This window comes from Thermodesulfobacteriota bacterium, assembly GCA_025062045.1.
Classification (GTDB): Bacteria; Desulfobacterota; Syntrophorhabdia; order Syntrophorhabdales; family JANXAF01; genus JANXAF01.
Map to the genome: position 1 here is coordinate 1 of JANXAF010000029.1, position 509 is coordinate 509.

The following is a 509-nucleotide window of genomic DNA, read 5'->3' on the forward strand; positions in this document are numbered from 1 at the left end:
TGGAAAGGATATCCGGAGCCGTCAAGTCTCTCGTGATGAAAGGAAGCCCATTGGTTAACCGTTTGCATCTCTGGCACAGACTCGAGTACCCGGTATGAGTAATAAGTGTGGCTTTTTATGATCGACATTTCAAATTCTGTAAGTGGCCCCGGTTTTTCCAGAATCTCTGTTGGTATGGCCAGTTTCCCCACATCATGGAGATATCCTGCTGAACAAGGATGGGAACATTTCTCCGACACAAAACGTCGATCCTGTCACTCAAATGGATAACGTAACTCTGTAGCGGGACATCCTCTTTGCCAACCCCATAATCGTCATGGCCGTTAAACCACATGTGGTGGTAGCGGACAATCTCTGCACACCGAAAAAGAGTGCTAAAAGAACTTAAAAGATGGTATCCCTGCTCCTCATGAGGCATTGGACCGCGTACTGTGAATCTATGAGCCTCGTTTAACTCTTTGACTTTAAACATGCCACAGTCATGGAGACTTGCGGATATGACTCCGTAA

At 46.4% G+C, this 509-nt stretch carries 1 protein-coding gene; it reads right to left on the minus strand.

The annotated features are described in order from the left end of the window. Positions 1-115: 115 nt before the first annotated feature. On the minus strand, positions 116-509 hold a 394-nt coding region (locus tag NZ583_09050), incomplete at its 5' end, for a hypothetical protein (protein MCS7281737.1).